This is a genomic window from Kinneretia sp. DJ1R-11, assembly GCF_025717595.1.
In the GTDB taxonomy this organism is placed as follows: Bacteria; Pseudomonadota; Gammaproteobacteria; order Burkholderiales; family Burkholderiaceae_C; genus Paucibacter_A.
This window is the reverse complement of sequence record NZ_JAJIRR010000001.1, coordinates 87,859-111,385: the sequence shown is the minus strand read 5'-3', so window position 1 is coordinate 111,385 and position 23,527 is coordinate 87,859. Positions and strand designations below refer to the sequence as shown.

The following is a 23,527-nucleotide window of genomic DNA, read 5'->3' as shown; positions in this document are numbered from 1 at the left end:
GCAGGCCGCAATTGTGCGCTCAGCGCAGGGCTGTCAGCGGCAAGGGGCGGTGGCGCGTTTCCTGGCTGCAACGCCCGGGCCGGGCCACAGCCTGGCGGCCTGTGTGAGCGAGAATCCAGCTTTGGCCCGGGGCTTCTTCCGTATCTTTCCCCGGGCACAGCCCCGGGCTCCAACAACAATGCACGATCACGCTCACCCCGAATCCTCTTCTCAGCCCGCGCTGCAGCACCCGGAGTGGGCGGCCATGCTTGCGCGGCTGCGACCAGGAGAGAACGTCAAAGCCCAGCTGGAGGTTGACCTGGATGCCCGCATGCACTTCGCACGCGGCCTGCTGGTCCTCACTTCGGAGCGTTTACTGGCCTATGACCCTGCGGAACAGCGCTGGTCGGAGTGGCCGCTGCGCCCGGAGCTGGCCATGCAAATCCACGACCATGCCGGCGTCGGCAGCCTCGATCTGGTGGACGCCAGCGGCCGGCTGGCCCAGTGGCGCTTCACCCTGCAGATCAATTTGCAGGCGCAGCGCTGGCAAGAGGCGTTTGAGAAGCGTGACGAGCCGCCCAAGACCGAGGTCGAAGAGCTGGAGTTCTGCCCCAGCTGCCAGGCGCCCTTGCCGCCCGAAAGCGAGGAATGCCCCACCTGCGCTCGCGAACTGCACACGCCGCCCAGCACCTGGGTGCTCTTGCGCCTGAGCCGCTTCGCCAAGCCCTACCAGGGCCAGCTGCTGGCCGGCTTTTTGCTGATGCTGGGCTCCACGGCCGCCACCCTGGTTGGGCCCTACCTTTACCGCCCCTTGATGGACGAGGTGCTGATCCCCTTCCAGCAAGGCCACAAGATTGACCCCTGGCTGGTGGCTTTCTACCTGAGCGGCCTGTTCGGCGCCGGCCTGGTGTCCTGGCTGCTGGGCTGGGCCAAGACCTACATCCTGGCCCTGGCGTCTGAGCGCATCGCTGCCGATCTGCGCACCGCCACCTTCGAGCATCTGCTGAACCTGTCGCTCGAGTATTTTGGCAACAAGCGCACCGGCGACTTGATGAGCCGCATCGGCTCGGAAACCGACCGCATCAGCGTCTTCCTGTCCCTGCACGCGCTGGACTTCATCACCGATGTGCTGATGCTGGTGATGATCACGGTGATGATGGTGTCCATCAGCCCTTGGCTGGCCGTGGCGACCTTGCTGCCCTTGCCCTTCATCGCCTGGATGATCCACCTGGTGCGTGACCGCCTGCGCACCGGTTTCGAGAAGATCGACCGTGTCTGGGGCGAGGTCACCAGCGTGCTGGCCGACACCATCCCCGGCATCCGCGTGGTCAAAGCCTTTGCCCAGGAAAAGCGCGAAGCCGCCCGTTTCAAGGACGCCAACCAGAACAACCTCAAGGTCAATGACCGGCTCAACAAGACCTGGAGCCTGTTTGGCCCCACCGTCTCCCTGCTGACCGAAATGGGCTTGCTGGTGGTCTGGGCCTTCGGCATCTATCTGGTGGCCGGTGGCAGCATCACCGTCGGTGTGCTGACCTCCTTCCTGGCCTATATCGGCCGCTTCTACGGCCGCATGGATTCCATGAGCCGCATCGTCTCGGTGACTCAGAAGGCTGCCGCTGGCGCCAAGCGCATCTTCGACATCCTCGACCACCAATCGAATGTGCCGGACCCGGTCAACCCGGTGCCCCTGCAGCGCGTGACCGGTGCCATACAGATCCAGGACATCGGCTTCCGCTACGGCAACCGCGCCGTCATCCGTGGCCTGAGTCTGGAAATCAAGCCGGGCGAGATGATCGGCCTGGTCGGTCACTCGGGCTCGGGCAAGAGTACCTTGGTCAACCTGATCTGCCGCTTCTACGACGTGACGGAAGGCGGCATCCGCGTCGACGGCGTCGACCTGCGCCGCATTGCCGTGTCCGATTTCCGCCGCCACATCGGCCTGGTGCTGCAAGAGCCCTTCCTGTTCTTCGGCACCATTGCCGAGAACATCGCCTATGGCAAGCCCGACGCGAGCCGCGAAGAGATCGTCGCCGCCGCCCGTGCAGCCCATGCCCATGAGTTCATCTTGCGTTTGCCTCAGGGCTATGACTCCCTGGTCGGCGAGCGGGGTCAGGGCTTGAGTGGCGGCGAACGTCAGCGCATCTCGATCGCCCGCGCCCTGCTGATCGACCCGCGGATCCTGATCCTCGACGAAGCCACCTCCTCCGTGGACACCGAGACCGAGAAGGAAATCCAGAAGGCCCTGGACAACCTGGTGCAAGGCCGCACCACGATTGCCATCGCCCACCGTCTGTCCACCCTGCGCAAGGCCGACCGCCTGGTGGTGATGGATCGCGGCCAGGTGGTCGAGGTCGGCCCGCACGACGAGTTGATGGAGAAGAAGGGCGCCTACTGGCGGCTGTACGAGGCGCAGGCGCGCCGCGTGGAGGGGGGCGACGAGATGTCGGTGATCCCACCCAATCTGTCCGCCCATACTGCAGGAGCCTGAGCCATGAGCAGCCCCCAGAATTTTCAGAAGATTGAGCGCGACAGCTTCGGCCGCCTGATCCTGACCGATGCCGCAGGCACGGTGCACGAGGGCGTGGTGCCGGTGCGTGCGCACCCGATCTCGGCGCCCGATGAGGGCCTGTCCCTGGTCGGCTCAGATGGCCACGAGTTGGCCTGGGTCGAGCGCCTCTCGGCTCTGCCGCCGGCCGAGCGTGAACTGCTTGAGGCCGAGCTGGCCAGCCGCGACTTCATGCCGCGCGTGACGCGTTTGAAGAGCGTGTCCACCTTCTCCACGCCCAGCCAGTGGACGGTGGAAACCGACCGCGGCGAAGCCAGCTTCATCCTGCGCACCGAAGAAGAAATCCGCCGTCTCGGCGAAGGCCGTCTGCTGATTGCCAGCAGCCACGGCCTGCAGTTTCTGATTCAGGACCGTTTCGCCCTGGACCGGCAATCGCGCAAGCTGCTTGAACGATTCTTGTGATCGCCTTCAGCTAAGCACTCGCTGGGCCAGGCCTGTGTACAGCGGAATGCCGAACAAGATGTTGAAGGGAAAAGTCAGTCCCAACGACATGCCGAAGTAGAGCCCCGGGTTTGCTTCGGGGATGGCATGGCGCAGCACCGCCGGGACGGCGATGTAGGAGGCGCTGGCCGCCAGCACCATCAGCAGGCCGGCGTTGCCGGCGCTCAGGCCGCACAGGACGCTCAGGCCCAGGGCGATGCTGGCATGCACCAGGGGGGCGCCCAGGGCGTAGACGATCAGCAGCGGCGGCTGCTGGCGCAGGCCGCCCATATGGCGCGCGGCCAGCAAGCCCATGTCCAGCAGGAAGAAGGCCAGCATGCCTTTGAACAGGTCGCCGGCAAAAGGCTTCATCGCCGCCTCACCGGCCTCCCCGGTCATCAGGCCCACGAGCATGGCGCCGATCAATAGCAGCTGGGCGCCGTCGGTCAGGGCCTCGTGCAGCACCTTGGACAGTGGCCCTGGCGAGGCCGTGCTGGCGCTGCTGCCTTGTTGCTTGCGTCGCACGAGATTGGCCAGCAGCACCGCCATGATGATGGCCGGCGACTCCATCAGCGCCATGGCCGCCGCCATATGCCCGCCGAAGGCGACGCCATGGCTGTCCAGGTGTTGGACGGCGGTGATGAAGGTGACTGCGCTGACCGAGCCGTAAGTCGCTGCAATCGCTGCGGCATCAAAGCCCGAGAGCCAGCGGCGCAGCAGCAAATAGCCCATGGCCGGCACCAGCACGGCCAGCAGCAGGGCCAGTCCCAGGCTGACGCTGACCTCGGCCGTCAGGCCCGACTTGGCCAGTGCAAAACCCCCTTTGAGCCCCAGGGCCATCAGCAGATAGAGCGACAGAAAGCGCGAGATCTGCGGCGGGATTTCGAGATTGGATTTGATCGCGCCGGCGAACAAGCCAAAGACGAAAAACAGGATGGCGGGGTCGAGGAAGCTCTGCATCAAGGCGCCACTTTCAAAGCAAGGGTTGCGGCAACCATCGTAAAGCCCCTTGCGGGTAAGCGCAGTTCAAGAACTTAGACCTGGAGCCAGCCACCCAGCCAGAGCAGCAGCTCGCTGCCCCAAAACAACCCCAGCACGCTCACGCCGACGCCGAAGGCGGTGGATAGTGCGGCCAGAACATAAGAGGCCGTGAGCGCCAAGCCGTCGCGGGCCGTCAATGCGAGGCCGGCCAGAATCAAGCTCAGCGCAGGCAAGAAATTGCCGAAGGGAATGGGCAAGACGATCAGCAGCGCCATCAAGGCCACGATCGCAGGCAGCCAGCGCCGCCCAGGCTTCGCAGCCCCAGGCCCCATTCGCGCCTTGACCCAGCCTTCGGTGGCTCCGTGGCATTGCGCCAGGACCCGCAACACCCGCCTGGCCCAATCGGCGGACAGGTTCAGATGAGCCACGCGCTCCGGCAGGCCGTGATGGGTTTTGCCGCGCCACAGCCCGGCTGCCAGCGTCAGCAGGCTCAGGCCGAGCACGGTGCCGACTCCGGGGATGGGCAGCAGGCAGGGCGCGGCGAGCAAGATGAGCAAGCTACCTGGCGCCGCCGGCCCATGCAGATCCGCCAGTTCGCTCAGGGTCAGGCCTTGTTCAGGCAGCCGGCAAGAGGCCCTGCGCAGGCGCCATGCCAGGCGCAGGCCGCGTGCGTGCGTGTTCGCCTCGGACATATCCATCGAATCAGTGCGTTTGCTCTAGTTCCGCAGGCAAGCGGTGTTCGTTCAAGCCCCAGTGTTCTGCCGCGGCCAGCAGCACCAGCGCCTCTCCGTCGGTGATCATGTGATCGGCCTCGACCACGGCCACGCACAGGCGAAGCAGTTTGTGGCGCAGCGCGGGGTCATCGACTTCCGCCATCAGCTGCCCCAGGGTCTTCGGGTCGAGCTGGCAGACCTCGGCCCAGCTCATGCGTTCTGCCTCCAGGAGGTCCTCGCAAAAGCCGTGCAGCACCTCTTGCATTCGGTCCCGGCTCAGGCCGAGTTGCTCGCAGGCGCCGGTGCCAGCGATGGTCTCGATCTCGATGCGCGACAGGTGGCCATCGGACAAGGCCGCCAGCGACAAGATGCGGGCGGCTGCTTCGGGGCTGTTGCGGGGGTAGCTGCGCATGGTGAGGGCTCCTTGGGTGGGCTTGAGGGCGAGGCGAATGGGGGTGTTGCTGGGGTTCAGGCAAGCAGCAAGCCGAGGCTCGCCACCACGCCGCTGCCGCCGACGCCGGCCAGCAGGCGCGCGTCGCGCCGGTTCTCGGCGAAGTACTCGTGCGCGGCGGCGTAGAGGACGGCGGCTGCGAGGATGGACAGGGCCAAAGCGGCTTGGGTCATGATCGGTGGGCTTTCTATAGGACTTGGGGGTGATTGCTCATCGGCCGGCAGCGGGGAGGGCATGCCGGCCGTGGCCTTCGTTTATTTGTTCATTCATTCCGCGGAGCTCGCGGACAGCAAGCGCTTGTTGTTCTGGCGTGGATGGCTGCGCTGGCGCTGCCAAGCGCGCACCAGGCTGCGGGCCAGCCGGGCCAGGGCCAACTCGAAGCTGGCGCGCCAGGAGCTGGCGCTGGCGTGAATCACCAGATGTCCGGCGCCCTGTGCGTTCAAGGACAGGGTGCAGCGCTTGTCGACGCCGCCGCGCGGGCCGTTGGCGTCGCTCAAGCTGATGTGCGCGCTGGCGGGGTGCAGATCAATCCGGCGCAAGGCAAAACGCAGGCGCTCGACGACCAGTTCGCGCAGCTGGGCGCCTTCGGGATCGCGGGATTCAAAATGCACTTGCATGACAGACCTCCGGGTTGGGTTCAGGGTGTGCGGAGCTTAGGTGCATCCTGTTTTCTTAAAAAGCAGACAATACTTCAAAGTCATTCCTAAAAAACGGAAATAACCGCATGCCTGTCGGAGCGCGTTCATGAGCCTCGGTTTCAGCTACAAACACCTCTACTACTTCTGGGTGGTGGCCAAGGAAGGCGGCATGTCACGCGCGGCCGAGCGCTTGGGCATGGCGATTCAGACGGTCAGCAGCCAGGTGCGCGAGCTGGAGCGCAGCCTCGGCCACGCCTTGCTCAAGCCTGCCGGTCGTGGCGTTGCGCTGACCGAGGCGGGCCATGCGGCGCTGCGTCAGGCCGACGCCATCTTTCAGCTCGGTGAGCAGTTGGAAGACGTGGTGCGCGATGCCGCCAGCGCGCCTGTGGTCCGGTTGGCGGTGGGCATCTCCGACGGCCTGCCCAAGCTGGCCGTGCGCCGCCTCTTGATGCCGGTGACCCATGAGCCCAATTTGCGGCTTTACTGCCACGAGGATCAATTCGACGGTTTGCTCAGCGACCTGGCTCTGCACCGGCTCGATGTCGTGCTGGCCGACCGGCCCGCGCCGCCCAACCCCAGCCTCAAGGTCTACAGCCATTCGCTCGGCGCTTCGCCCCTGGCCTGGTATGCGCCCGAGGTCTGGTTCGAGCAGGCGGCGGCCAATTTCCCGGCCTCGCTGGCGCAGGTGCCGGTGCTGCTGCCGATTCACCATTCGGCGGTGCGGCCTCGCATCGATCAGTGGTTTGAGCGCCAGGGCTTGCGCCCGCGCATCGCCGGTGAGTTTGAAGACAGCGCCTTGCTGGCCACGTTTGGCGCCGGCGGCCTGGGCGTGTTTCCTGCCGCCGAGCTGATGCACGAGAAGCTGACGGCCCGCTACGAGCTGCGCCGCGTCGGCCCCTGCGAAGGGGTGGAGGAGCAGTTTTTTGCCATCGCGGCCGACAAAAAGGTCAGCCACCCCTTGGTGCAAAAACTGCTGCCCGGCCATGCTCCGACGCTGCCTGCTGGCGACTAGAATCCGTAGGCGGTTAACGTTTACGTAAACGTCAATCAAACGAAGTCCGAGTCGGCGCTGGTGCCGGTTCGGGGCCCGGCTTACCATGGCCGGCTGCCGCCCGGTCTGGTGCCCTCAGGTGTCGACCGGACAAAGCGAAAATGACTCTGACCCCAATTTAGAGATCCTGGAGACACCCATGAATTTGCCCGGCCTGAATTTCCAACTTGGTGAAGACATCGACGCGCTGCGTGACGCCGTGCGTGACTTTGCGCAGGCCGAGATCGCGCCGCGTGCGGCCGAGATTGATCACAGCGACCAGTTCCCCATGGACCTGTGGCGCAAGATGGGTGACCTGGGCGTGCTGGGCATCACCGTCGGCGAGGAGTATGGCGGCGCGAACATGGGTTATCTGGCCCACATGATCGCCATGGAAGAAATCAGCCGCGCCAGCGCCTCGGTGGGCCTGAGCTACGGCGCGCACAGCAATCTGTGCGTCAACCAGATCAAGCGCAACGGCAACGCCGCGCAAAAAGCCAAGTACCTGCCCAAGCTGATCAGCGGCGAGCATGTCGGCGCGCTGGCCATGAGCGAGCCCGGTGCCGGCTCCGACGTGCTGAGCATGAAGCTCAAGGCTGAGGACAAGGGCGGCTACTACCTGCTCAACGGCAACAAGATGTGGATCACCAACGGCCCCGATGCCGACACTCTGGTCGTCTACGCCAAGAGCGAGCCCGAGCTGGGCGCGCGCGGTGTCACCGCCTTCCTGATCGAGAAGGGCATGCCGGGTTTCAGCATCGCGCAAAAGCTCGACAAGCTGGGCATGCGCGGCAGCCACACCGGCGAGCTGGTGTTCCAAAACGTGGAAGTGCCGGCCGAGAACGTGCTGGGTGCCGTCAACGGTGGCGCCAAGGTGCTGATGTCGGGCCTGGACTACGAGCGCGCCGTGTTGACCGGCGGCCCGCTGGGCATCATGCAAAGCGTGATGGACAACGTGATCCCCTACATCCACGACCGCAAGCAGTTCGGCCAAAGCATTGGCGAATTCCAGCTGATCCAGGGCAAGGTCGCGGACATGTACACCGTGCTGCAAGCCGGTCGCTCGTTTGCCTACACCGTGGCCAAGAACCTCGACCTGCTGGGCGCCGAGCATGTGCGCCAAGTCCGCAAGGACTGCGCCTCGGTGATTCTGTGGACCGCCGAAAAAGCCACCTGGATGGCCGGCGAAGGCGTGCAGATTTTCGGCGGCAACGGCTATATCAACGAGTACCCGCTGGGTCGCCTCTGGCGCGATGCCAAGCTGTATGAGATCGGTGCAGGCACCTCGGAGATCCGCCGCATGTTGATCGGCCGCGAGCTGTTTGCCGAGACCATGTGATGCGTCTGGACGCGCTGCACCTGAATACCCCGCTGCTGCGTGCGGCACCGGGCTTGTTCCCTCAAGCCGAGGTCTGGCTCAAGATGGATGCGCTGCAGCCCAGCGGCAGTTTCAAGCTGCGCGGCGTGGGGCGGCTGGTGCAGCAGGCGGCGCAGAACGGCGCGCGTGAGATCGTCTGCGCCTCGGGCGGCAACGCTGGCTTTGCGGCGGCCTACGCGGCGCGTGCGCTGGGCCTGCCCGTCACCATCGTGCTGCCGGAAAGCAGCAGCGCCGCCGTGGCTGAGCTGATTGCCGCGCGTGGCGCCCAGGTGCTGCGTCACGGCGCGGTCTGGGACGAGGCGCACCGCTTCGCCTCCGCCCTGGCTGAAGAGCGCGGCGCGGCCTACGTTCACCCCTTTGACCACCCCCTGCTGTTTGAGGGCCATGCCAGCCTGATCGACGAGGTGTTGGACCAAGGCCTGGACTTCGACGCTGTGGTCACCGCCGTTGGCGGCGGTGGTTTGTACAGCGGCATCGCCCAGGGCTTGCAACGCCGTGGCCTGCACCAGGTGCCGGTGATTGCTGTGGAGACCGTCGGTGCCGACAGCTTCAGCCAAAGCCTGCAGGCCGGCCAGGCCGTCACCCTGCCGGCCATCAGCTCGGTGGCCACCTCGCTGGGTGCGCGCCGGGTCGCCGATGAGGCCTTGCGCCTGGCCCAGGTTCACCCAACGATCAGCCTGACCGTCAGCGACGCCCAGGCCACCGCCGCCTGCGTCCGCTTTGCCGATGCCATGCGCGTGATGGTCGAGCCCGCTTGCGGTGCCGCCTTGGCCGCGCTGAGCGCCCATCCCGAGGTGTTTGCGCGCTTCCAGCGGCCGCTGGTGGAAGTTTGTGGTGGGGTGGGTGTGAGTGTGGAGTTGCTGCAGCGCTGGCGAGCTGCCTGAGCCCATGGTCTCTATGCAGCCTCTCTGTGTACGAGCGCTGACCCGATCTGTTCTTGGCTTCAGCCACAGCCGATGGCACAGCAGCGAGAATGTCAGCTTGCTGCAGTGCAACAAGATCAGAATGCGAACCCTATGAGCACCGAACTTCAAGAACTGCTGGACAGCAACAAGCAATGGGCGGCGGATACCGAGCTGCGTGAACCGGGTTTCTTTTCGCGCTTGCTGAAGCAACAGACGCCGCAATACCTGTGGATCGGTTGCGCTGACAGCCGTGTCCCGGCCAACGAGCTGGTCAACCTGCTGCCGGGCGAGCTGTTCGTGCACCGCAATGTGGCCAACGTCGTGGTGCACTCGGACCTGAACTGCCTGTCGGTCATGCAGTTCGCCGTCGATGCACTCAAGGTCAAGCACATCATCGTGGTCGGCCATTCCAACTGCGGCGGTGTGAAAGCGGCGCTACTGGATGCGCGCACCGGCCTGGTCGACAACTGGCTGCGCCATGTGCAGGACGTGCGCAACCACCACAGCGAATGGCTGGACAGCATCGACGCCCGGCAGCGCGTCAACGCCCTGTGCGAGCTCAATGTGCTGGAGCAGGCCCGCAATGCCTGCCAGACCACGGTGGTGCAGGACGCTTGGGCGCGCGGCCAGGAGATCGTCGTGCACGGCTGGGTCTACGGCCTGCACAACGGCTTGCTGGAAGATCTGCGAATCACGGCCGCCTCGGCCGATCAGGTGGCGCCCGCCTTCCAGCGCGCGCTGGCCGCCGTCAAGCATCGCTACGAGGCCGCGCGCCTCCAGCCGGCGGCCTGAGTCGCCGCGGCGGCTTGCTGCATCGACTCAGTCCTTTTGATTCTCTCGTCCCAGCCCGGCGCGCCTGTCCATGTTTCCGCAGAAGCTGACCGACGCCCGTGCCTTCGAGATCGCGCAGACCCTGCTCGGCGGCTTTGACCGCCACTACCAGCTCTTCAGCGCCACCAGCGCCGCCGCCAAGCAGCGCTTCGAGCGCGCCGACTGGCAAGGCCAGCAGCGCGCGCAGGCCCTGCGCATCGAGTTCTACGAGCAGCGGGTGGACGAAACCGTGGCCCTGCTGGAAGCGCGCTTCCAGGTCGGCCAGCTGGCCATGGATGTCTGGCAGCAGGTCAAGCTGCACTTCATCGGCCTGCTGATCGACCACCTCCAGCCCGAGCTGGCCGAGACCTTTTTCAACTCGGTCTGCACCCGCATCCTGCATCGCGGCTACTTCCACAATTCCTTTCTCTTCGTGCGCCCGGCCGTGTCCACCGAGTACATCGAGAACGAGGAGCCCGCCGCCCGCGCCACCTACCGCGCCTACTACCCGACGCCGCAGAACCTGCGCGACACCTGGTGCCGGGTGCTGACCAATTTCCAGCTCGATGTCGAGTTCGAAGACCTGGGCCGCGATGTGGATCTGGTGCTGCAAGCGGTGCAGCGTCAGCTCGGTGATTTCCGCTGGCGCGCCAACTTCCAGATTCAGGTGTTGTCCAGCCTGTTCTACCGCAACAAGGGCGCCTACCTGGTGGGCAAGATCATCAACGGCTTCACGGAGACGCCGTTTGCCCTGCCCATCCTCCATGCCGAGCCATCGGGCCTGCTGCGCATCGACGCCGCCCTGTTCGGCGAAGACGATCTCCTGATGCTGTTCAGCTTCGCCCGCGCTTATTTCATGGTGGACATGGCCGTGCCCAGCGCCTGCGTGCAGTTCCTGCGCTCGCTGATGCCGCGCAAGCCGCGCGCCGAGCTCTACAGCGCCATCGGCCTGCAAAAGCACGGCAAAAACCTGTTTTACCGCGACCTGCTCGCCCATCTGCGTCATTCCAGCGACAAGTTCCGCATCGCCCCCGGCATCAAGGGCATGGTCATGCTGGTGTTCGATCTGCCCAGCTATCCCTTTGTCTTCAAACTGATCAAGGACTTCTACCCGCCGCAGAAGGAACACACCACGCGCGAGCTGATCCAGAGCAAGTACCTGCTGGTCAAGCAGCACGACCGTGTCGGTCGCATGGCCGACACACTGGAGTTCTCTAACGTCGCATTGCCACGCCACCGCTTTGACGAGGAGCTGCTGGCCGAGCTGCGCCATTTCTGCCCCAGCCTGCTGGAAGAAGAAGGTGACAAGCAAGGCGGCGAGCACCTGGTGCTGCGCCATGTCTACATCGAGCGCCGCATGGTGCCGCTCAATATCTATCTGCAAGAGGCCACGCCCGCGCAGTTGGAGCATGCGGTGATCGAGTACGGCAATGCCATCAAGGACCTGCTGGCCGCCAACATCTTCCCCGGCGACATGCTGTGGAAGAATTTCGGCGTCACCCGCCACGGCAAGGTGGTGTTCTACGACTACGACGAAATCGAGTACATGACGGATTGCAAATTCCGCCGTGTTCCCGCGCCGCGCAACGAGGAAGAAGAAATGTCCGGCGAGATCTGGTACGCGGTCGGCCCGCGCGATGTCTTCCCCGAGACCTTCGGCCCCTTCCTGCTCGGCCACCCCGGCGTGCGCGAAGTCTTCATGCGCCACCACGCCGATCTGCTCGACCCCGAGTTCTGGCAGCGCCACCAGCAGCGCACGCTGGACGGCCATGTGCACGACGTTTTTCCCTACGACCCGCAGCGGCGCTTTCTTCGCGTCTTCGCTGAGGGATCCCTTTTGACTTTCGCCCCTTCACCCCTAACCGGAGATTCTCATGTCCACTGAATCCATCGTTATCGTTTCCGCCGCCCGCACCCCCATCGGCGGCCTGCTCGGTGATTTCGCCGGCCTGCAAGCCTGGGAACTGGCGGCCGTGGCCATCAAGGCCGCCGTCGAGCGCGCTGGCGTGCCGGGTGATGCCATCCAGGAAGCCTTCATTGGCAATTGCTTGATGGCCGGCCAGGGCCAAGCCCCCGCCCGCCAAGCCGTGCTCAAGGCCGGCCTGCCGCAGTCGGTCGGCGCGGTCACACTGAGCAAGATGTGTGGCGCCGGCATGCGCGCCACCATGTTTGCCCATGACACGCTGAAGGCCGAAAGCGCCGACATCCTGATCGCCGGTGGCATGGAGTCCATGACCAATGCACCGCACCTGATGTTCGCGCGCAAGGGCGTGAAGTACGGCGCCGCCCAGATGTACGACCACATGGCCCTGGACGGCCTGGAAGACGCCTACCAGCGTGGCAAGGCCATGGGCGTGTTTGCCGAAACCTGCGTCAGCAAATACGGCTTCACCCGCGAAGCGCAAGACGCATTCGCCGTGGCCTCGACCGAGCGCGCCAAGCGTGCCAATGAAGACGGCAGCTTCGCTTGGGAAATGGCCCCTGTCACCGTCAGCAACCGTGGCGTGGATACGGTGTTCAGCCGCGATGAGCAGCCCTTCAAGGCCAAGCTGGACAAGATCGCCGGCCTCAAGCCCGCCTTTGTGAAGGACGGCACCATCACCGCCGCCACCTCCAGCTCCATCTCCGACGGCGCCGCCGCCCTGGTGCTGATGCGTGAAAGCACGGCCGCCAAGCTGGGCCTGGCCCCCATCGCCCGCATCGTCGGCACCGCCGTGCATGCTAACGCCCCTGAGTGGTTCACCACCGCCCCTGTCGGCGCCATCCAAAAGCTACTGGACAAGAACGGCTGGGATGCCAAGAGCGTCGACCTCTGGGAAGTCAACGAAGCCTTTGCCGCTGTCACCATGGCGGCCATGGCCGAGTTCAAGCTGCCGCACGAGATCGTCAACGTCAACGGCGGCGCTGTCGCCCTGGGCCACCCGATCGGCGCCTCCGGTGCCCGCATCCTGGTCACCCTGATCGGCGCGCTCAAGCACCGCGGTCTGAAGCGTGGCGTGGCGGCGCTCTGCATTGGTGGTGGTGAGGCCACCGCCATGGGTGTGGAACTCCTGTGAAGTTCCGCGCAGGCCGATGAGCCTGCCGTTTTCAGCTGATCTGGGATAACCTGGAAAATCAGCGGTAAAGCAAAAGCCAGTGGTCGAGAGTCCGCTGGCTTTTTGCTTTGGTGCGCGCGCCTGCTTGTGCGGCCTTTGCACCCGGTCTAGGTGAGGTGTCTCATCTCGCGCAGAGCCCTTTGCCCCGAGCCTGACGCACAAGCTCATCGGCAAATACCACAGCGCTTCCTCCGTTGGAATCTGGGGTTAACCAGATATGAATATCGCACACATATCTTCAATATATCTATTCCAGCGGATGCACATGCGCGGTGCTTTGACCCGTTGGTAGGCCTTGCGGTGCCGGCGCCGCAGGGCAGCGGGCTCAAGTGCGAAGCCTGTTGCGGCATGACCGCGGCATGGTTTTTCGGTACTTGGGCGAATCCCAGATACAACGGAGACAAGCAATGAGAACCCCCAACCTGGCCGGCGTCAGCCTGGCCCTGGCCTACGGCCTGAGCCTGGCGAGCCTGGCCCATGCCGCCCCTCAAACGGCCCCAGAAGCGTCTGCACAAACGTCCGCGAAAACGAGCTCACAACTCGCCCCTCAACCCAGCCGTGAGGCCGAGCGATTGCCCGCCCGCAAGCCGCTCAGCGCCAAAGACCGCGCGCCAACGCCCAGCTCGCTGGACCACCTGCGCGATACCAGCAAGGCCGATGCGCAGCGCAAGGCGGCCGCCAAGGCCGCCTCGGCCACGGCAGCCGCCTGCGACACCGGCATCTTCACCCGCAACACAGGCGGGGCCTTGGTCAATGCGATCCGCGCCAGCACGCTGGACTGCGTCAACGAGGCCTTTGGCTTCACCGGCAGCAATGCCCGCAGCGCCTTCAGCGAAGCGCAAATGCGCAGCGTGGCCGACGGCCTGCGCAGCTATGCATCTAGCTACCAGGGCAACAACAGCCAAGGCGCGGCCAATCTGGTGCTGTACCTGCGCGCCGGCTACTACGTCCAGTACTACAACTCGGCCGATGTGGGCAGCTACGGCACCGGCCTGAAAACATCGTTGCAGGGCGCGCTGGACACCCTGTTCAACAATGCCTACATCTTCCAGAACAGCGATGCCAATGGCGAGACGCTCTCCGAGGCGGTCATCCTGATCGACTCCTCGGTGCAGAACGCCCGCTACCTCTGGGTGGTGCGCCGTTTGCTGAATGACTACAGCGCGAGCTGGAACAGCTCCTGGAATATGCGCAACGCCGCCAACAACGCCTTCACAGTGCTGTTCCGCGGCCACCAGGAGGCCGATTTCCAGCAGGCTGTTCAAAGCGACAGCTCCACCGTCTACGCGCTCAGCGATTTCGCCAGCCGCAACTGGAACCTGCTGGGCACCGACAACGCCTTCCTGACCAAGAACGCCTCGCGCGAACTGTCCCGTTTCTTGCAGTACGCCAGCCTCAAGCCCACGGTGCGGCCTCTGGTGCAAGGGCTGGCCACGCGCAGCAGCCTGAACACGCCTTCGGGCGGCGTCTGGGTCGGCCTGGCCGACATGACGGACTATTACGACGCCGGCAACTGCAACTACTACGGCAATTGCAACTGGAAAGCACGCACCGAGGCGGCCATCCTGCCCTTGCGCAAGACCTGCAGCCCCAGCCTGACCCTGCGCGCTCAGTCCATGACGGCGGCCGAGCAGACCAACACCTGCACTTCCGTCGTGAACCAGGAGAGCTATTTCCACGACAAGCTGCAAACCAATCGCCAGCCCGTGGCCAATGACCTCAACAGCAGCCTGGAGTTGGTCGTGTTCGACAGCCCCACCGACTACGAGGACTACGGCGGCGCCTTGTTCGGCATGGACACCAACAATGGCGGCATGTACCTCGAGGGCGACCCGGCCGCGGCCGGCAACCAGGCCCGCTTCGTGGCCTACGAGGCCGACTGGCTGCGCCCCAGCTTCCAGGTCTGGAACCTGAACCACGAGTACACCCACTATCTCGATGGCCGCTTCGATATGTACGGTGATTTCACCGCCAATATGAGCACGCCCACGGTTTGGTGGAGCGAGGGCCTCGCCGAGCATGTGGCCTACTGTTACCTGAACCAGCGCTACGACGACGCCTTGAGCATGGCCGGCAGCTACACCTACACGCTCAACCAGCTCTTCGACACCGACTACGGCAACCAGGACCGCGTCTACCGTTGGGGCTATCTGGCCGTGAGCTTCATGATGGAGCGCCATCGCGCCGACGTGAGCACCTTGCTGGGCTTCTACCGCAAAGGCGATTGGACCGGCGCGCGCAGCTTCCTCAAGAGCACCATCGGCAGCCGCTACGACAGCGAGTTCCGCAGCTGGCTCGGCACGGTCAACACCAACGGAGTGAACTGCGCCAATGGCACGCCACCTGCCAACGTCGCACCCATTGCCGGCTTCAGCTTCAGCACCTCAGGCCTGACAGCCAACTTCACCGACACCTCCACCGACTCTGACGGCACGGTCGCCAGCTGGGCCTGGAACTTTGGTGACGGCAGCTCCTCCACCGTCAAGAACCCGAGCAAGACCTTCAGCCAGGCCGGTACCTACACGGTCACGCTCACCGTCAAGGACAACAAGGGCGCGGCCAGCAATCCGCCGAAAACTCAACAGGTCACCGTGACGGCCACAGCCAACAAACCGCCCGTGGCCAATTTCGGCTGCTCCGCATCGGGCCTGACCTTGAGCTGCACCGACAGCTCCACCGATGCCGACGGCACAGTGAGCAGCTGGGCCTGGAGCTTTGGTGACGGCAGCAGTTCCACGGCCAAGAACCCGAGCAAGACCTTCGCTGCAGCCGGCACCTACACCGTCACCTTGACGGTCAAGGACAATGCCGGAGCCAGCAGCAACCCACCCAAGAGCCAGTCCTTCACCGTGTCTGTTGTGCCCCCGAGCACCTGCCCGAGCCGCAGTGATGAGATGAACAATGGCTGCGTGCGCAGCGGCCTGATTGGCGCCGCCGGTGATTTGCGTTACTACTACATCTATGTGGACAAGCCCAATGTGCAGTTGCGCATCCAAACCAGTGGCGGCAGCGGCAATGCGGATCTGTACGTCAACACCCAAGGCTGGGCAAGCCCGAGCTCGCACAACTACCGCTCCACCAACAGCGGCAACGCCGAGTCGGTGGTGGTGCCGGTCTACACCCCGGGTTATGTCTACCTGACCGTGAGCGGCAAGACCGCCTTCAGCGGGCTCAGCTTGAGCACCAAGTACTGAGCTTCAGGCCAAGCGCGGCACTCCTGTGTGACCGCTTGAGAAGTCTGTGATGCAGCCAGCGGTCCTCGAGGCCGCTGGCTTTTTTCCTTCTTGGATCCAATTTTTCGGCTCAAACCGTGCGCGGCGCCGGCCGGGTGGGCGCGTGCATCAAGCGCCATTGCGGTTTGCCCACCAGATCGGCCAATGTGACGGCGTCGAGTTCTGCGAAGAAGGCCTTCAGAGCGCTCTTCAAGGCGCCTTTCAGCCGGCAGTTGCTGCTGAGCACGCAGAGGCTTTCCTCGCCGAAGCACTCCACCAGGACGGGCTCGCCTTCCATCTGGCGGACCACATTGCCCACGCCGATCTCGGCCGGGGGGCGGGCCAGGCGCAAGCCGCCGCCTTTGCCGCGCAGGCCTTCGACAAAGCCGCTGCGGATCAAGCCGTTCACCACCTTGGTCAGGTGGCTGCGGGAGATGTCGAATCGCTCGGCGATTTCCTGCACGGTGGCCAATCGCTCCTCGTTGCTGGCGAGGTAGATCAGCACCCTCAGGGCGTAGTCCGTGTGCTGGGTGATCTGCATGCGCGCATGGTAGTTCAGCACTGAAGCGCTGGCTTTTGCTTGCCAGTCAATAACCCTGGTCGGCCGCAGTCTTAAAGATTCATGCAAAATGAATCTTATAAATTCAAGCCCAAGCAAAGGACTCACGCCGTGTCATCGCTCGCACTCTCGAATGCCTACAGCCCCGCCCCGATTTCTGCCGCCCCGGCACGGCGTGCGCCCCGCGCCTTCGTGGCACCCGCGCTTCCATCCGCCGCTGCTGCGCCCCTTGCGCCGGCCTGGGATGCCGGCCGTCTGCTCGTCGGGTCGCGCCAGGCCATGGGCTATTCCGCTCTGGTGGTGGCGGCGGCCGTGGTGCTGGCCTATCCCTTGGCGCACTACTTGTCTCTGCCGGCGCAGATCGTCGCCCATCTGGCCATTCCGGTGGCGGCTGGCGTGTTCAAGCTGGGCTATGTCGCCCGACTGGCTGCCCAAGACGCCCTGGCACGCGCGACCTGAGCTTCGCCTCGACACCTCGCCCCACCCTCAACTCTCTAAGGAAACCGCCCCATGCTGTCCACCACCGCGCGCCCCTGGATCGAAGCCACCCTGCCAGTTGTCCTTGAACATGGCGAAGCCATCACCCGGCACTTTTATCAACGCATGCTGGGCCAACACCCCGAGCTGAAGAATCTGTTCAATTTGAGCAATCAGTCCCAGGGCGAGCAGGCCCAGGCCCTGGCCCGCGCTGTCTACGCCTATGCCGCGCACATGGACAAGCCGCTACAGATCAGCCCCGTGCTGGACCGCATCGCCCACAAGCATGTCAGCCTGGGCATCACGCCGGCGCAGTACACCATCGTCGGCCGGCACCTGCTGGCCAGCATCGGCGAGGTGCTGGGCGAGGCCATCACCGCCGACATCGCTGGCGCCTGGGACGAGGCCTACTGGCTGATGGCCTCCGATCTGATCGCCCGCGAGGCGCGCCTCTACCAGGAACGTCACTGGAGCGTCGGCGGTGCCTGGCCCGACTTGGAGGTGAGCGCCCTGCAGGCCAGCAGCGAAGACACCCTCACGCTGACCCTGCGAGCGCCAGACGGCAAGCCGCTGCCGGCCTTTGCCCCCGGCCAATACCTCAGCGTCGCGCTGCCGCTGCCTGAGATGGGTCTGAACCAGATCCGCCAGTACAGCTTGTCCAACCGCCCCGGCGAAGGCGTCTGGCGCATCACCGTCAAGCGCGTGCGCGGCGAGGCCGGCAGGGGCGGGGAGGGCGTGCGTCCGGCGGGGTGCGTCTCCACCCGCTTGCACGAACACATCCGCGTCGGCGACCTGTTGCGTGTGGGCCCCACCGCGGGCGATTTCCAGCTCCGGAGCGGCCAGCAGGCCGTGGTGATGATCAGCGCCGGCGTCGGCATCACGCCCATGGCGTCCATGCTCCAACACATCGCCCACACCCAGCCCGAGCGCCCGCTGGTGTTCGCTTATGCCGCATCAAGCCCCGAGCATTACCCACTGCGCGAGGAGGTCGAGTCCACGCTGGCGCGCCTGCCGCAAGCCCGCTACCAGCTCTGGCTGGAAGAGAAGGGCAGCGAGCAAGCCAGCGCTGGGGCCCTGCCGGGCCGCATGGCGCTCGACCATCCGAGCTTGGGCGCCTGGCCTGACGATGCTGACTTCTACCTCTGCGGACCCATGGCCTTCATGCAGACGCAGCGCCGCACGCTGCTGGCCCAGGGAGTCGATCGCAGCCGCATTCACTACGAGGTGTTTGGCCCCGATCTTTTCGGAGACCTGCAATGATCCCTGGAGACCGGGGAAGGTCTCTCAGGTGCAGCAGGGTTCGGTCAGCTGTGTGGCTGGCACCATGTTTTGCGATGGCACGAATTGCCATGTGAAATATGCCTTAGGCTTCTGCGCCGCAGAGTGCCACACCCCACTCCCAGGCGGATCTCTGCATAGATGAAGGAAGCAGCCCACATGTCCGCAAGACCCATCGCCATCACCCTGTCGGCCCTGCTCTTGAGCACGCCGCTTCGGGCGGAAGGCCTGTCCACAGCGGAAGCCCTGGCTTTCATGGATGTGAGCATCGAGGTCTGTAGCCAGGCCGATTCGGCCAAGCCCGGCCGCTACGAGGCGCTGCGGCGCCCGCCGTATGCCTGTGAGTGGCAGGGTGACCCGCGCACCGAAGCGCTGGCCCGCAAGAGACCGGAGTATCGGGAGTTCTCGCTCAAGATGAAGCAAGAGTTCGGGGCGCTGCCGCAGGCCGATGTGCTGGCCATGTGCGCCAGCCTGTTTGAGGCGAAGTGTGAGCAGGAGCCCGGCCCTGACTCGTCGGCAAAGAAGCGCTGAGCCTGCGAGCGCAAGCGCGTGCAATGAAAAGACAAGAAGGCGCGGCCCAGGCGCAGGCCGCAGAGTTCAAGCCTTCAAACTGCCAGATCCCTTGGCCTTCACCTTCTCCGGCTCCAAGGGGCTGGGCATGACGTTTGACCCACAGCCATGCCTTGCCTGCAGCCCCGTCGCCAAACCCTTCAGTTCGCCGGGCTCAAGCCTGGCAGCACCGCCTTCAAGACGGCCTTGGCGGCTGCATCAGCGCCCATGTCCTCGCCGGCGTTGGCGGCCACCAGCACGCCGGTGCCTTGTTCGGGGAACAAGACCACATAGGCCATCCAGTTGCCGTCGGAGCCGCTGTGCTGCAAGACGGGGCCTTTTCTGCCCATGATGCTGGGCGGAGCGAGCCAGCCGAGTGCGCTTCTGGGGCCGTCTGTGTTGGTCTGCATCTTGCGATAGGCCGCCTTGCTGAGCAGCTTGCCTTGGTCCTTGGCGCCGGCCAATTGATCCAGGCAGAACTTGGCCCAGTCACGCAGCGTCATGTGCAGTTCGGCGCCGGCGGGGCTGTACATCAGGGGGTTGCCGTCTTCGGCGGTGCTGAATTTTTCGGCCACCGGGTGGCCATTGCGATGCCCCATGTTCTGGCCTTGGCGTGTCGCTGCGAATCTGGCGCTGCTCATACCCAAGGGCTCGAAGACCTCTTGGTGCATCAAGGTCTCGTAGGCCACGCCGGTGACGGTCTCGGCGATCGCGCCGGCCAGCACGAAACCGGTGTTGCTGTAGTGTTGCCCGGCTCCGGCGGCTGCGACCGGCGCCTCGTTCAGCGCCTTGCGCAGATAGTCCATGCGCTGTTGGGGCAGGGGGCGGGTGTCGGCGTGAAAGGCCGCGAAGTAGTCGGCGTCGCTGCTGTCGCGCGGCAGACCCGCGCGGTGAGACAGCAGCTGTGCCAAGGTGATCTGCCCATATTCGGGCCGCACCGTTTGGGCCAGCGCCGGCCAGAGCTTGGACAAGGGGGCGTCCCAAGCCAGCAGGCCGCGGTCCACCAGCCGGGCCACCAGGGCGACGGTCATGGGCTTGGCGTCCGAGCCGGTGGCCCACAAATCATCCAGCTTGGCCGCCTCGGTCTGGTCATTGCGGCGCAGGCCCACCACTGCCTCACGGCTGACCTTGCCGTCTCGCATCTCCAGCAAGGCCAGTGCCGGTGTTTTGGATGCTTGCAGGGCGACCAGCAGCACGGGGTCCGCATCGGTTTGGGCCAGCGCCGGCTGGGTCAGGCCCAGCAGGCCAACCAGCGCGGAGGCAGCCATGGAGCGGAACAGCAACGACAACAACATAGATCGATTCTCCTGAGGGCAGACATGAGTTCAAACAAGCAAGCCGGCAGGCTAATGCCCAGCGCTTGGAGCTCGGGCCCACAAAAGACCAGATGGAGGGGCATTGGGACCAACGACATACAGCCGCGATGGGCCGGGCAAGAGCCTGCCATCGCGCAGGCCTGGCCGCCTGAAAACCAGGCCCTCGGACGCTCATAAAATCACCCTGCTTGGCCGCCCGCCCAGCCGCCTGCCTATCTGCCCGCGTGCCGATCCGCAGGCCCCGCCCCATCCTCGTCCTTGCCCCTTCAGCCGTACCCGCTCATGCCCAAATCTACCCACAAACCTTTCGTCATCGGTGTCGCAGGCGGCAGCGGCAGCGGCAAATCGACGGTGACGCGCCAGGTGGTGGCTGCCATCGGGTCCGAGAACGTGGCGGTGGTGATGCAGGACGATTACTACCGCGACCAATCGCACATGCCGCCGGAGGACCGGCGCAAGCAGAACTACGACCACCCCGATGCCTTTGACTGGCCGCTGATGACCCAGCACCTGGCGGCGCTGCGCAAGGGCGAGGCCATCGCCATGCCGGTGTATGACTTCGCGGCCGACAACCGCTCCAGCGACACCATCACCGTGAAGCCTGCGCCGATCATCGTGGTCGAGGGCTTGTTCGCCCTGTACGACACGAAACTGCGCAACATGATGTCGCTGAAGATTTACGTGGACACCGCCTCGGACGTGCGCTTCATCCGCCGCCTGCAGCGCGATATTTCGGAGCGGGGCCGCAGCACCGAGTCGGTGGTGAACCAGTACATGGACACCGTGCGCCCCATGCACAAGCAGTTCATCGAGCCGACCAAGCGCAACGCCGACGTCATCCTGCCCCACGGCGCCAACGGCCCGGCGGTGGACATCATCACCACCAAGGTGAGGAGCTTGTTGCAGGAGATGGGGCGGGGGTGAGTGGATGCCGTCGGGGGGGCTTCAAATTGAAGGCCTGACCCTCAGGGCCCACTCAGGCCCCAGGACCTTCAACTGCACTTTCCTCTGCCCAAATCGCACGGTCATGCGTTCGAGCATGATCTACAGTCGAGCAGACAATACCTTGAGCTCCATGCGAATCAGCTTGCTCGACACGAGGTGCCATGATCACTGCCCCGACTCCCGCGAACGAAGACGACAGGCTGAGCGCATTGCGCCAGTTGCTGATTCTCGATACGCCGCCCGAGGAGCGCTTTGATCGCATCGCCGCGTTTGCCGCCGACGAGTTCGATGTGCCTATTGCCGTGGTGTCCTTGGTCGATTCAGAGCGCACTTGGTTCAAGTCCCATTGCGGCTTGGATGTTTGTGAAGCGCCCCGCGACATTTCCTTTTGTGGCCACGCCATCATGAGCGATGAGCCTTTCATCATTCCCGATGCCACCTTGGACGCGCGCTTTGCTGACAACCCTCACGTCGCGCTCGAACCTCATGTACGTTTCTACGCTGGGGCATGCCTGAAACTCCCCGGCGGGCAAAACGTCGGCACGCTTTGCCTTTTTGATTTCAAGCCAAGAGAGATGGACCGGGTCGCGCTGGCGATTCTGGGTACGCTCAGAGACCTGGTCGTTGAGCAGTTGCTGCTCAAAACGGCTCAGCCATGATGGATACGGAAAGAGCAAGCGGCAGCGTGAATAGCGCTGAGATCTTGCTCATCGAGCACAGCGGCATGGTGGGCAACATCATTGTGTCGACCGCGCGGCAGCTGGGCTTGCCCCATCTGAGGCTGGTCAACAATGCCCGAAGTGCCCGTCATTTCTTGGCGCACCAGGCCTTTGTCGGCTTGATTGCTGCCCTCGACGACGAGGAGGAGGCGCTGGAGCTGATCGGCAATCTGCGCAAGGGCGATTACAAAAGCGCCAAGAACACGCCGGTCGCGATCACCACCGCGCAATGCAGTGCTGATCTGGCCCATCGCATCAAGGTCTTGGGGCTGCACCGGATACTCATCAAGCCGTTCAAGATCCGTGATCTTGTGATCACCATCGAGACGCTGACAGATCAGCCCTGAGGCTTGTTTAGCGCAGGCGCGGGGTCACAAAGCGCGAGGTCCGGCCTGACCCTCATGCTTTTTGTTCATGCCTTTGTGGAAGCCGGACTGACAAAGTGCAATGAGAAAGCCCACGCAGTTCCCGCCTGTTTCAGCCGGGCGCTGCTTGCTGCCAGGGTCTCAGCGGCTGCAAAGATTGGACTGCGCCGGCGGGTTCATTGAGGCATACATCGCTTCAAAGCGAGCCTGCTGGCCTTGCACCCACTCGATCTGGGCTGGCTGTTTCATGAAGGCCGTCACTTGTGGCAACACACCCAGGTGCTTGGAGCGCTTGGACATCTGCATGAACAGCGGGCCGCCAACCACCTTGCCGGGCAGCAGGCGCAGTTGAGCTTCGCAGCCTGTGGCGCGAATCTGTTGCTGGCCTGCGTGCCTTGCGGTGACCACAGCGTCCAGCCTTCCCAGCAAAAGCTTCTGCAGATTGTGTGCTTCGCTGAGCGCAAGATCGAACTGAGTATGCCGAGCCAGATAGGCGTCGAACTCTTCCCCGAAACTGACCCCGCGCCCCATGCCAATGCGCAGCCCGTTCAGGTCAGCCCAGGATTTGTAGACCAAGCTGCTGTCGCGGCGCACGATGAGCACCGCATCGTTGTGGCCGACCGGAGGCTCCATCATCACCGCGTGCTCAAGCCGCTTGTCGTTCACAAATCCGCACAGATTGACGTCAACCTCACCGGTTTCGACCATCCGCAGGCAACGCGCCCAAGGCATGGGTGGCTCCACCTGGAGCGTCAGCCCCACGGCAGCGAAGGCCCGCCGCGCTGCGGCCACACAAACGCCGGTCAGCTGGCCGTCCTGATCCCAGCTCATGGGTGGCGCAGCCGGGTGCCCACAGGCGCGCAGCACCGGTTCCTTCGCGCTGCTGTGCTGCGCCCAAGCGACCAGGCACATCAGCAGCAGCAGCAGAACTGAGCGGAGCGGCATCATCGAAGCATGATACCCAGCGAGCAAGGCGCGGGCTCACAAGCTCGTCGGGTTCAAAGATAGGCTGACGCCGATCGCCGCGTGCAGTGACTGGATACCCGGCGCAGGGGAGCTCGATGCGCAAGGGTCAGGTCTTGCGGTGAGCTCGCTCAGGCAAGGATCTTGGCGGCTTCAAATTGAATGAAAGCCTGACCCT

At 64.5% G+C, this 23,527-nt stretch carries 23 protein-coding genes; 15 read left to right on the top strand and 8 right to left on the bottom strand.

Annotation, left to right across the window (positions count from 1 at the left end; all coding sequences use genetic code 11):
- The first annotated feature begins 178 nt into the window (after positions 1 to 178).
- Both LNV23_RS00485 and LNV23_RS00480 read left to right on the top strand, forming a co-directional pair.
- On the top strand, positions 179 to 2,467 hold the full coding sequence (locus LNV23_RS00485; protein ID WP_505191011.1) for a cyanophycin metabolism-associated ABC transporter: 2,289 nt from the start codon (positions 179 to 181) through the stop codon (positions 2,465 to 2,467).
- 3 nt (positions 2,468 to 2,470) lie between these two features.
- Positions 2,471 to 2,947, top strand: a complete 477-nt coding sequence (locus tag LNV23_RS00480; RefSeq protein WP_263561136.1) for a cyanophycin metabolism-associated DUF1854 family protein — start codon at positions 2,471 to 2,473, stop codon at positions 2,945 to 2,947.
- Between the two features lie 6 nt (positions 2,948 to 2,953).
- Here LNV23_RS00480 and LNV23_RS00475 read toward each other — a convergent pair whose 3' ends face one another.
- The 5 genes from LNV23_RS00475 to LNV23_RS00455 all read right to left on the bottom strand — a co-directional run bounded on the left by LNV23_RS00475 (position 2,954) and on the right by LNV23_RS00455 (position 5,727).
- Entirely contained in the window at positions 2,954 to 3,925 is a 972-nt protein-coding gene (locus LNV23_RS00475; RefSeq protein ID WP_263561135.1) for a sodium-dependent bicarbonate transport family permease, read from the bottom strand.
- A gap of 74 nt (positions 3,926 to 3,999) precedes the next feature.
- A complete protein-coding gene (locus LNV23_RS00470) occupies positions 4,000 to 4,638 on the bottom strand; it encodes an exopolysaccharide biosynthesis protein (protein ID WP_263561134.1) in 639 nt (212 codons plus the stop codon).
- Between the two features lie 10 nt (positions 4,639 to 4,648).
- Positions 4,649 to 5,071 (bottom strand): TerB family tellurite resistance protein, encoded by a 423-nt coding sequence (locus LNV23_RS00465; RefSeq protein ID WP_263561133.1) that lies wholly within the window; start codon positions 5,069 to 5,071, stop codon positions 4,649 to 4,651.
- 56 nt (positions 5,072 to 5,127) lie between these two features.
- Complete coding sequence (locus LNV23_RS00460; protein WP_263561132.1) at positions 5,128 to 5,283, bottom strand: hypothetical protein; 156 nt, start codon at positions 5,281 to 5,283, stop codon at positions 5,128 to 5,130.
- 93 nt (positions 5,284 to 5,376) lie between these two features.
- Positions 5,377 to 5,727 carry an HPF/RaiA family ribosome-associated protein gene (locus tag LNV23_RS00455; protein WP_263561131.1) on the bottom strand — a complete coding sequence of 117 codons (351 nt, stop codon included), beginning with the start codon at positions 5,725 to 5,727 and terminating at the stop codon, positions 5,377 to 5,379.
- Positions 5,728 to 5,854: 127 nt separating this feature from the next.
- Between LNV23_RS00455 and LNV23_RS00450 the strand changes: the two genes are divergently transcribed.
- The 7 genes from LNV23_RS00450 (at position 5,855) to LNV23_RS00420 (ending at position 16,160) form a co-directional block, all read left to right on the top strand.
- Positions 5,855 to 6,760 (top strand): LysR family transcriptional regulator, encoded by a 906-nt coding sequence (locus tag LNV23_RS00450; RefSeq protein WP_263561130.1) that lies wholly within the window; start codon positions 5,855 to 5,857, stop codon positions 6,758 to 6,760.
- 178 nt (positions 6,761 to 6,938) lie between these two features.
- Positions 6,939 to 8,117: an isovaleryl-CoA dehydrogenase gene (locus LNV23_RS00445; RefSeq protein WP_263516732.1), complete on the top strand. Its 1,179-nt coding sequence runs from the start codon at positions 6,939 to 6,941 to the stop codon at positions 8,115 to 8,117.
- Positions 8,117 to 9,040 (top strand): pyridoxal-phosphate dependent enzyme, encoded by a 924-nt coding sequence (locus LNV23_RS00440; protein WP_263561129.1) that lies wholly within the window; start codon positions 8,117 to 8,119, stop codon positions 9,038 to 9,040. Before LNV23_RS00445 ends, LNV23_RS00440 begins: the two co-directional genes overlap by 1 nt.
- 132 nt (positions 9,041 to 9,172) lie before the next feature.
- Positions 9,173 to 9,853, top strand: a complete 681-nt coding sequence (can, locus tag LNV23_RS00435; protein ID WP_263516735.1) for a carbonate dehydratase — start codon at positions 9,173 to 9,175, stop codon at positions 9,851 to 9,853.
- 70 nt (positions 9,854 to 9,923) lie between these two features.
- Positions 9,924 to 11,756: a bifunctional isocitrate dehydrogenase kinase/phosphatase gene (gene aceK / locus LNV23_RS00430; RefSeq protein WP_263561128.1), complete on the top strand. Its 1,833-nt coding sequence runs from the start codon at positions 9,924 to 9,926 to the stop codon at positions 11,754 to 11,756.
- On the top strand, positions 11,746 to 12,927 hold the full coding sequence (locus tag LNV23_RS00425; RefSeq protein ID WP_263561127.1) for an acetyl-CoA C-acyltransferase: 1,182 nt from the start codon (positions 11,746 to 11,748) through the stop codon (positions 12,925 to 12,927). Before aceK ends, LNV23_RS00425 begins: the two co-directional genes overlap by 11 nt.
- Positions 12,928 to 13,373: 446 nt before the next feature.
- Positions 13,374 to 16,160, top strand: coding sequence for a collagenase (locus LNV23_RS00420; RefSeq protein WP_263561126.1), 2,787 nt, complete (start codon positions 13,374 to 13,376; stop codon positions 16,158 to 16,160).
- A 109-nt stretch (positions 16,161 to 16,269) separates the two neighbouring features.
- Here the strand turns inward: LNV23_RS00420 and LNV23_RS00415 are convergent, their stop codons facing one another.
- Positions 16,270 to 16,719 carry an RrF2 family transcriptional regulator gene (locus tag LNV23_RS00415; RefSeq protein WP_263561125.1) on the bottom strand — a complete coding sequence of 150 codons (450 nt, stop codon included), beginning with the start codon at positions 16,717 to 16,719 and terminating at the stop codon, positions 16,270 to 16,272.
- A 129-nt stretch (positions 16,720 to 16,848) separates the two neighbouring features.
- Here LNV23_RS00415 and LNV23_RS00410 point away from each other — a divergent pair, with 129 nt between their 5' ends.
- The 3 genes from LNV23_RS00410 (at position 16,849) to LNV23_RS00400 (ending at position 19,023) form a co-directional block, all read left to right on the top strand.
- Positions 16,849 to 17,196 (top strand): hypothetical protein, encoded by a 348-nt coding sequence (locus tag LNV23_RS00410; RefSeq protein ID WP_263561124.1) that lies wholly within the window; start codon positions 16,849 to 16,851, stop codon positions 17,194 to 17,196.
- Positions 17,197 to 17,247: 51 nt separating this feature from the next.
- The gene (locus LNV23_RS00405) at positions 17,248 to 18,474 is read left to right on the top strand and encodes a globin domain-containing protein (protein ID WP_263561123.1); all 1,227 of its coding nucleotides are present in this window, start codon (positions 17,248 to 17,250) and stop codon (positions 18,472 to 18,474) included.
- 177 nt (positions 18,475 to 18,651) lie between these two features.
- On the top strand, positions 18,652 to 19,023 hold the full coding sequence (locus LNV23_RS00400) for a hypothetical protein (protein WP_263561122.1): 372 nt from the start codon (positions 18,652 to 18,654) through the stop codon (positions 19,021 to 19,023).
- Between the two features lie 179 nt (positions 19,024 to 19,202).
- On the opposite strand, the gene LNV23_RS00395 is transcribed toward LNV23_RS00400, so the two are convergent.
- Positions 19,203 to 20,336, bottom strand: a complete 1,134-nt coding sequence (locus LNV23_RS00395; RefSeq protein WP_263561121.1) for a serine hydrolase domain-containing protein — start codon at positions 20,334 to 20,336, stop codon at positions 19,203 to 19,205.
- Positions 20,337 to 20,639: 303 nt separating this feature from the next.
- Between LNV23_RS00395 and udk the strand changes: the two genes are divergently transcribed.
- From udk to LNV23_RS00380, 3 genes are all read left to right on the top strand, one after another.
- Positions 20,640 to 21,281, top strand: a complete 642-nt coding sequence (gene udk, locus LNV23_RS00390; protein WP_263561120.1) for a uridine kinase — start codon at positions 20,640 to 20,642, stop codon at positions 21,279 to 21,281.
- Between the two features lie 182 nt (positions 21,282 to 21,463).
- Entirely contained in the window at positions 21,464 to 21,961 is a 498-nt protein-coding gene (locus tag LNV23_RS00385) for a GAF domain-containing protein (protein WP_263516743.1), read from the top strand.
- Positions 21,958 to 22,368 (top strand): histidine kinase, encoded by a 411-nt coding sequence (locus tag LNV23_RS00380; RefSeq protein WP_263561119.1) that lies wholly within the window; start codon positions 21,958 to 21,960, stop codon positions 22,366 to 22,368. The genes LNV23_RS00385 and LNV23_RS00380 overlap by 4 nt, the downstream gene beginning before the upstream one ends.
- 159 nt (positions 22,369 to 22,527) lie before the next feature.
- Here the strand turns inward: LNV23_RS00380 and LNV23_RS00375 are convergent, their stop codons facing one another.
- Positions 22,528 to 23,334, bottom strand: a complete 807-nt coding sequence (locus LNV23_RS00375) for a substrate-binding periplasmic protein (RefSeq protein ID WP_263561118.1) — start codon at positions 23,332 to 23,334, stop codon at positions 22,528 to 22,530.
- Positions 23,335 to 23,527: the final 193 nt, after the last annotated feature.

Excerpts from the sequence above, each read along its gene's own strand:
- LNV23_RS00375 (WP_263561118.1), bottom strand. The coding sequence starts at position 23,334 with ATGATGCCGCTCCGCTCAGTTCTGCTGCTGCTGCTGATGTGCCTGGTC.
- LNV23_RS00445 (WP_263516732.1), top strand. The coding sequence starts at position 6,939 with ATGAATTTGCCCGGCCTGAATTTCCAACTTGGTGAAGACATCGACGCG.
- LNV23_RS00405 (WP_263561123.1), top strand. The coding sequence starts at position 17,248 with ATGCTGTCCACCACCGCGCGCCCCTGGATCGAAGCCACCCTGCCAGTT.
- udk (WP_263561120.1), top strand. The coding sequence starts at position 20,640 with ATGCCCAAATCTACCCACAAACCTTTCGTCATCGGTGTCGCAGGCGGC.
- LNV23_RS00470 (WP_263561134.1), bottom strand. The coding sequence starts at position 4,638 with ATGTCCGAGGCGAACACGCACGCACGCGGCCTGCGCCTGGCATGGCGC.
- LNV23_RS00425 (WP_263561127.1), top strand. The coding sequence starts at position 11,746 with ATGTCCACTGAATCCATCGTTATCGTTTCCGCCGCCCGCACCCCCATC.
- LNV23_RS00400 (WP_263561122.1), top strand. The coding sequence starts at position 18,652 with ATGTCCGCAAGACCCATCGCCATCACCCTGTCGGCCCTGCTCTTGAGC.
- LNV23_RS00455 (WP_263561131.1), bottom strand. The coding sequence starts at position 5,727 with ATGCAAGTGCATTTTGAATCCCGCGATCCCGAAGGCGCCCAGCTGCGC.
- LNV23_RS00385 (WP_263516743.1), top strand. The coding sequence starts at position 21,464 with ATGATCACTGCCCCGACTCCCGCGAACGAAGACGACAGGCTGAGCGCA.
- can (WP_263516735.1), top strand. The coding sequence starts at position 9,173 with ATGAGCACCGAACTTCAAGAACTGCTGGACAGCAACAAGCAATGGGCG.
- LNV23_RS00460 (WP_263561132.1), bottom strand. The coding sequence starts at position 5,283 with ATGACCCAAGCCGCTTTGGCCCTGTCCATCCTCGCAGCCGCCGTCCTC.
- LNV23_RS00415 (WP_263561125.1), bottom strand. The coding sequence starts at position 16,719 with ATGCAGATCACCCAGCACACGGACTACGCCCTGAGGGTGCTGATCTAC.
- LNV23_RS00420 (WP_263561126.1), top strand. The coding sequence starts at position 13,374 with ATGAGAACCCCCAACCTGGCCGGCGTCAGCCTGGCCCTGGCCTACGGC.
- LNV23_RS00465 (WP_263561133.1), bottom strand. The coding sequence starts at position 5,071 with ATGCGCAGCTACCCCCGCAACAGCCCCGAAGCAGCCGCCCGCATCTTG.
- LNV23_RS00450 (WP_263561130.1), top strand. The coding sequence starts at position 5,855 with ATGAGCCTCGGTTTCAGCTACAAACACCTCTACTACTTCTGGGTGGTG.
- LNV23_RS00475 (WP_263561135.1), bottom strand. The coding sequence starts at position 3,925 with ATGCAGAGCTTCCTCGACCCCGCCATCCTGTTTTTCGTCTTTGGCTTG.
- LNV23_RS00380 (WP_263561119.1), top strand. The coding sequence starts at position 21,958 with ATGATGGATACGGAAAGAGCAAGCGGCAGCGTGAATAGCGCTGAGATC.
- LNV23_RS00395 (WP_263561121.1), bottom strand. The coding sequence starts at position 20,336 with ATGTTGTTGTCGTTGCTGTTCCGCTCCATGGCTGCCTCCGCGCTGGTT.
- LNV23_RS00440 (WP_263561129.1), top strand. The coding sequence starts at position 8,117 with ATGCGTCTGGACGCGCTGCACCTGAATACCCCGCTGCTGCGTGCGGCA.
- aceK (WP_263561128.1), top strand. The coding sequence starts at position 9,924 with ATGTTTCCGCAGAAGCTGACCGACGCCCGTGCCTTCGAGATCGCGCAG.
- LNV23_RS00485 (WP_505191011.1), top strand. The coding sequence starts at position 179 with ATGCACGATCACGCTCACCCCGAATCCTCTTCTCAGCCCGCGCTGCAG.
- LNV23_RS00480 (WP_263561136.1), top strand. The coding sequence starts at position 2,471 with ATGAGCAGCCCCCAGAATTTTCAGAAGATTGAGCGCGACAGCTTCGGC.